This is a genomic window from Komagataeibacter sp. NFXK3, assembly GCF_054182245.1.
In genome coordinates, this window is sequence record NZ_JAPIVJ010000013.1 from 84,219 (window position 1) to 91,493 (window position 7,275).

Consider the following 7,275-nt stretch of genomic DNA (forward strand, 5'->3'; position numbering starts at 1 on the left):
ATCTATGAAAATTGAGCAGTTGACTATCCGCAACTTTAGGTGCTTTGGGCCAGTAGGAGTGACACTCACCTTCGAAGATACTGTTACGGCCTTTGTCGGCAACAACGGCTCAGGGAAGACGGCGATTTTCGCTGCTATTCAAAAAGCCTTCGGCACATCGAGCACCCAACGGACGATCCGGAAATCTGACTTCCATGTGCCCATGGAAGACGAGGAACTCCAGTCGGAAACCCTGATGGTGATCGACTGTTTGCTTGGCTTCCCGGAGTTGGAAGAGGACGATGCAGATACGGATGCAATACCCGAAGTCTTCAATCAGATGGCCACGAGCGGAGAAGACGAGCCGCTGAAGGTGCGTATGCGCCTCGAAGCAAAGTGGATCGACGACGGTACGCCCGAAGGAACGATAGAGGAGGCCTTCCGATGGGTGCGCGCAACGGACGACCATTTCGCTTGGGACGAGTGCCAGGCGGTACAAGCCGTCGAGCGAAACTTCATTCAGCTCATATATGTCCCCGCCAACCGCAACGCAGCCGATCAGGTCACGAATCTACTTAAAGGACGTCTGTGGCGCGCGGCGAAATGGTCTCAGGAGATGATTGAACAGGCAGAGACCTCGGCGAGCGCGCTTCAAGACAAATTTGATGGCGAAGCTGTCACGGAGTTTATTCTGGAACGGCTCAAAACCCGATGGTCGGAAGTGTATACGGGAGACACGGACACGACCCCGAAGCTCAGACTGGTCGAAACTAGGCTTGAAGAGCTCGTTCGGCGCGCGGAATTTGTCTTCTTTCCGGACGAGGCAGCGCGGGAGCGCCGCCTCGAAGATCTCAGCGATGGACAACGCTCTCTTTTCCACATCGCCCTGACTGCAGCGACACTCAAAATCGAACGCGATGCTTTACAGGAGGTTCCAGCGAGCAGCGTGTTCGATCAGGAGAAACTTCGCCGAACTTTTCTAACGATCCTTGCGATCGAAGAGCCGGAAAACTCCCTCTCGCCGTTCTTTCTGTCCCGGATCATGCGTCAGGCACGCGACATCGGCGGCGCTGCCGATGCGCAGGTGATTCTCTCTAGTCACAGCGCCAGCATTCTTAGCCGGGTAGAACCTGAAGAAGTGCGATACGCTCGCCTAGGCACCGAGACCCGTGAGTCTTCGGTGAAGCTCCTTACCCTTCCAGAAGATGGCACCGAAGCTCGTAGGTATGTGCGTTTGGCCGTTCGTGCTTATCCCGAACTATACTTCGCACGGTTCGTCGTGCTAGCTGAGGGCGAATCTGAGGCGATCGTGCTCCCTGCCATCGCCGAGGTATCGGACTTCCCACTTGACCGATCATTCGTTCCTATTGTGCCGTTGGCAGGACGGTTCGTAGCTCATTTCTGGCGTCTCCTGTCGGATATTAAGATCCCCTATGCCACCCTACTGGACCTCGATGCCGGACGGCAGCACGGAGGCGCGAAGACGGTGCAGTATGTTGTGGAGCAACTCGCTGCCGTTGGAAACGACCTCAACGCCAACAGGTTCGTTATCGACGGGAAAATCGATCTCGATAAGCTTGACAAGATCGACAACCAGGAACTCATCGACCAAGATCAGAACCATCCGTGGCTCAAGGCTCTGAGACGAGAAGGCGTGTTCTTTTCATCCCCGCTTGATATCGATTTTTCGATGCTGGTGATGTTCCCAGACGTTTACCAGAAGCCGAGACCGGGCGGCCGTGGCCCCAAAAAGAGTGCGAATGCGCTCAAGGACAAGAAGAATATCACGCTGAAGACCGAAGGCGATCCCGATCTTTACGACGACGGATGGGACAATAGCTTCATCTGGTATCCGTATCTGTTCCTGAGCGAGAGCAAGCCCGAAGCGCATCTCCGCGCCTTGAGCGAAATCGAGCCGGAAGACCTTAAAAAGGATGCTCCAGAAGAACTGGAGAAGCTCATCGCTTACGTTAAGCGTAAAGTTATCTCATGAGCCTCGTTCGTCCTGAAGACTGGGTGCCTCAAGGCATAGAAGAACTCGAAGATCGCGCTTGGGAGGCACTTCGGGAAACTGACCGCAGCGTATGCGTCACTGCCGGAGCGGGTGCGGGCAAGACTGAGTTCCTTGCGCAAAAAGCCTCCTACCTTCTACAGACCGGCCTTTGTCCCGCGCCCAAACGAATCCTTGCGATAAGCTTCAAGCGCGACGCCGCGGAGACGCTTTCGGCCCGCGTGCGGAAACGGTGTCCAGAGGGACAGGCTCGGCGGTTTGTGTCCCTGACATTCGATGCATTTGCCAAAGGGCTTGTCGATCAGTTTCGGATGGCACTGCCGGCCCAGTACAGGCCACCAGCAAACTATGAGATCGCCTTTCCGACCAAAGATGCGTTAGACGACTTTCTGATGCGCGCCGGAATTCACGGCATCAATGCTCAGCAACTCGTGCGCATTATCGCATACGTCCGGATCGTCGATGCTGACCAAGGCATACCAGCCAACGTTCAGGCCGTATTCGACAAATATTGGAACGATCAGTTGCATGGGCGACCCACCGCTTATCTGACGTTTCCGATGATAAATCGTCTTGCAGAGTATCTCGTACGCGCCAACCGCCGTATCCACGCCGCGATCCGGATGACTTACCCTGTCATTTTCCTCGATGAGTTCCAGGACACGCAGCGTGCTCAGTTCGAGTTGCTCACGTCCGCCTTTGACAAAAACCATAACACATTTACCGCGGTCGGAGACGATAAGCAGCGCATCATGGGATGGGCGGGCGCTATGCCGAACGGCTTCGAGGTGTACACGCAGCAGTTCGATGCAAGACCCATATCGCTGCTCTTGAACTGGCGCTCGCATACCGATCTCGTGGCGATCCAGCATATCGTCGCGCAAAGCATCGACCCCAATGTAGAGCATGCGGTTGCGCGCGGAAAAAAGACGGTCGATGGACATGTCTGCGCGATTTGGGATTTCGGAAGCGAAGAGGAAGAAATCGAAGGCCTGGCAGGCTGGATAGCCGAGCAGGTCGGTGACGGTATTCCGGCCCATGAACTGGCAGTCCTTGTGCGGAACCGCCCCGAACTTTTGGAGAAAGAATTAGGCCCGGCTCTTGCCGAACTCGGCGTCCCTCTTCGAAACGTCGCACGGAATGTCGGCTCGATCGCGATCCAGGACTTGCTCGCCGAAGAGCTCTCCGAGCTTCTCCTTCCGCTACTGAGGCTTGGGGCAGCAAAAAGAAACCCCGCGGCATGGTCGTTGGCTCAAGAGCAGCTACGAAGACTGGAGGCGATATCTCTTGACGACGACCTCGGACTCCAACGATCGGCGGCGCGCACCGAAGCTCTGGTAAAATCGATCAGGGCCTACATTACCTCGCATGATCCGCGTGCTGCCAACGCAGTAGGTGCCGTCGCTCTCCTAATCGAGGAAATAGGCGAGGCGGTCATAAGGCGCGTGACACCGTCATACACACGCAATGCCGACTTCGCTCGCGTGGTGGAAGGTTTCGAACTCCTGCTGTCCGAGTGCCTTGGCGACGCCGACAGTTGGAGCCAAGCGCTCGACCGCTTCGAAGGGCGTAACCAAGTGCCGTTGATGACCATCCACAAGAGTAAAGGAATGGAGTTCCATACGGTCGTCTTCTTCGGCCTTGATAGTAACAGCTGGTGGAGCCTAACCCCTAAAAAAATGGAAGAGATGAACTCGTTCTTTGTTGCACTCACGCGCGCAAAACAGCGCGCGTTCTTCACCAACTGTAGAAATCGCGGCGGCAGGATTAACTGGCTGGAAAGTCTGCTTGGTGCGCACGTGCCTCGTATCGCGAGCAAGGATATCGCCTAAGCGCGACAAACATCTTCTCATCATGTCCGCAGCTCATTGCGAGATGGGCGGAAAATCCCCCAACCCGACCGATAAGGGCAACGACCAAGAGTGTCGGATTTGGAGCATGCTCTCATGCGGATGGGGCGACTAGATACTAGCGCATGTCGGTCGTGAGCAACGTGCAACCGAATAGCAGCTTTTTGCTTACCGCGCGCGTTAGCCGACTGTCTGCTCTCCCCCCCATTACCGACATTTTTCTACCGGGAAAGGGGGAGAGCGTGCTAGCTTGGGTGTAGTTGTGAGAGTCAGAGGGATGCGCGAATTTTCGTGACGGGTTGAGAGGGTAGGGGAGAGTCTCCTGTCCGCCCGTCATGGAGTTTTTCGCCATGGCGACCGCTATTCCCAAAATCACCCTGAGTTCGTCCCGTGACATCCCGTTCAACCGGCTGGTGCTGTCCCAGTCCAACGTGCGGCGGGTAAAGTCCGGCCTGTCGATTGAGGAACTGGCTTGCGACATTGAGCGCCGCGGGCTGCTGCAGAGCCTGAATGTCCGTCCTGTCCTTGATGAGACCGGGGCCGAGACCGGTACCTATGAAGTGCCCGCCGGTGGGCGTCGTTTTCGCGCGCTCGAACTGCTGGTGAAGCAGAAGAAACTGGCGAAGACGGCCACGGTGCCGTGCGTCGTGCGCGAGGCCGGGTCGGCCATTCTCGCCGAGGATGATTCCCTGGCCGAGAACGTCCAGCGCGTGGCCCTGCATCCTCTGGATCAGTTCCGCGCCTTTCGTGACATGCTGGAGAAGGGCATGTCCGAGGAGGAAATCGCTGCCGCGTTCTTCGTGGCACCGACCGTCGTCAAACAGCGCCTGCGGCTGATGACCGTTTCCGACAAACTGCTTGAGATCTACGAGCAGGACGGCATGAAGCTGGAACAGTTGATGGCCTTTTCCATCAGCGATGATCATGCCCGCCAGGAACAGGTCTGGGACATCGTATCCCAGAGCCATAACCGCGAACCCTATGTCATCCGCCGCATGCTGACGGAGAAAACCGTGCGGGCTTCGGATCGTCGCGTGCGCTTCGTCGGACTGGACGCCTATCTCGCGGTCGGTGGTCCTATCATGCGCGACCTGTTCGAGGCCGATGACGGCGGCTGGCTGCAGGATCCGGCTATTCTGGACCGGCTGGTCATGGAAAAGTTGGCGGCCGCCGCTGAGGATATCCGTGCCGAAGGCTGGAAATGGGTCGAGACGGCCCTGTCGTTCCCATGGGGCCACACAAGGCAGTTCGCGGAGATCGATGGCGCGGAAGTGCCACTGTCCGATGAAGAGACGGCCCGTCTCGAAGCCCTACATACCGAGCAGGAAACCATCGAGGCCGAATACGCCCAGGCCGATGAATATCCGGACGAGGTGGATGCACGGCTGGGCGAGATTGAACAGGCCATTCTTGCCCTGGAAGAACGGCCTCTGGCGTTCGATCCCGCTGACATGGCGCGGGCAGGTGTGTTCGTCAGCCTCGACAACGATGGCACGCTGCAGGTGGAGCGGGGCTTCGTCCTACCCGAGGACATGCCGAGTGAGCCGGAAGCGACCGATGATGCGGGCAGCGCCGATGAATACGGTCATCATCCGCATGATCAGCACGACGACGATACCACAGGCCATGGCTATGATGAGGATGGGGAGGGCGACGGTATCTCTCCCGACGTCGAACCCGAGGAGGAAGACGGGATCAAGCCGCTGCCAGACCGGTTGCTCACCGAACTGACGGCCTGGCGCACGCTGGCCCTTCGGGACGCGTTTGCCAGCAACCCGCATATCGCCCTGACTGAATACCTGCATACGCTGGTGCGTGATGTTTACTGGCAGACACCGGGGGCCGACTGCCTGGAAGCTTATGTCCGCGAAATCCCGTTGCCGGTCTATTCGCCTGACATGCCGGGTAGCCTTCCAGCTCACGCACTGCGCCAGCGCAATGAGGGCTGGAAGCATGATCTACCGGATGACGAGGATGCGCTGTGGCGGTGGATCGACGGCCTGGACGATGCCAGCCGCATGGCTCTGCTGGCCCATTGCCTGTCCTTCGGGGTTAATGCGCTCTACGAGCGCATGCCCGCCTATGGCGCAGTGTCCCAGCGCAGCGTCACCGAACGTCTCAAGCGTGCAGACCGTCTGGCCGCAGTCCTCAGCCTCGATCTCGTCGAGGCGGGCTGGCAGCCCACGGTCGAGAACTATCTCGGCCGGGTGACCAAGGCGCGCATCCTGCAGGCCGTGCGGGAGGCACGCGGCGACGAGACGGCAGAGCGCATCGCCCACATGAAAAAGCCCGACATGGCGCGCGAGGCCGAGCGGTTGCTGGAGGGTTCGGGCTGGTTGCCAGAGGCGTTGCGGACTGCGGAGCTGGAAGCTAAGGCACAGGTTGAAACAGTGACGGCGGGCGAGAATATAGAGGCCATCGCCGCCGAGTAATCCTTATGAGGTCTGGAACTTTGAGACAGCGGCTTCCGGTGCCCGGAAGCCGCTTTTTTCATGTCCGGCGCCCCGGAAAGAGGGAGAGGGCGGCTTCGCCTTCTATGCCGAATGGTAATCCCCCCATAAAAAGAGTGGCTTTTGAATGAGAATTTTCTCAGCGTAAGGATGAGGAGATTCTGATGAAGAGTGGTCGCTTTACTGACGCCCAGATCATGGGTGTGATCCGCCAGGCTGAGGGCGGTGTCCCGGTTCCTGACCTGTGCCGGGAGCATGGGATTAGCAACGCCACGTTTTACCGGTGGCGCGCGAAATATGGCGGCATGGATGCTTCGATGATCAGTCAGATGAAGGCTTTGGAAGAGGAGAACCGTCGGCTGAAGCGCATGTATGCGGATTTGAGCATGCAGACGGATATCCTGAAGGAAGCCCTTGGAAAAAAATGAAGCGGCCAGCCCAGCGCCGGGAACTGGCCGCACAAGCTGTGGCGCATCATGGGGTCAGCATTGCGCTGGCCTGTCGGATTTTTGGGATATCCGAGACCTGCTTTCGCTATCGTCCGCGACTGGCAGCGGAGAACGACAGGATTGCCGATCTTCTGGTGGGACTGACCCAGGCTCACAGGAGATGGGGATTTGGTCTGTGTTTCCTGTATCTGCGCAATGTGCAGGGACAGCTCTGGAATCATAAGCGGGTTTATCGGATCTATCGGGAACTGGAACTCAACCTGCGGATTAAACCCCGCAGGCGTCTGGTTCGCGAAAAGCCAGAAAAGCTGTCGGTTCCGGCCCTTCCCAACAGGGTCTGGTCCATGGATTTTATGGCGGACAGGCTGATGGATGGACGTGCTTTTCGGCTCCTGAACATTCTGGATGACTTATGTGGACGGCCGGTTCGATGCAATGGATCACATTTGTTATCTCTCTGCGTTTCTCTAAATCTTGTTTTCTCGGTGGAATGCATCGCTGCTCGCAGGATGCGGGGATCCGGTCAGGTGCGCCCT

Annotated in this window: 3 protein-coding genes and 1 pseudogene; all 4 read left to right on the forward strand. The window is 57.7% G+C overall.

All coding sequences use genetic code 11. The annotated features are described in order from the left end of the window. Nucleotides 1-4 precede the first annotated feature (4 nt). On the forward strand, nt 5-1,972 hold the full coding sequence (locus tag OQZ28_RS13600) for an ATP-dependent nuclease (protein WP_458136448.1): 1,968 nt from the start codon (nt 5-7) through the stop codon (nt 1,970-1,972). Then, entirely contained in the window at nt 1,969-3,822 is a 1,854-nt protein-coding gene (locus tag OQZ28_RS13605; protein ID WP_458136449.1) for a UvrD-helicase domain-containing protein, read from the forward strand. Before OQZ28_RS13600 ends, OQZ28_RS13605 begins: the two co-directional genes overlap by 4 nt. Before the next feature lie 368 nt (nt 3,823-4,190). Beyond that, nucleotides 4,191-6,272, forward strand: a complete 2,082-nt coding sequence (locus OQZ28_RS13610; RefSeq protein WP_458136450.1) for a ParB/RepB/Spo0J family partition protein — start codon at nt 4,191-4,193, stop codon at nt 6,270-6,272. A 182-nt stretch (nt 6,273-6,454) separates the two neighbouring features. Beyond that, nucleotides 6,455-7,275, forward strand: a pseudogene (locus OQZ28_RS13615) (transposase); the annotation flags it as partial.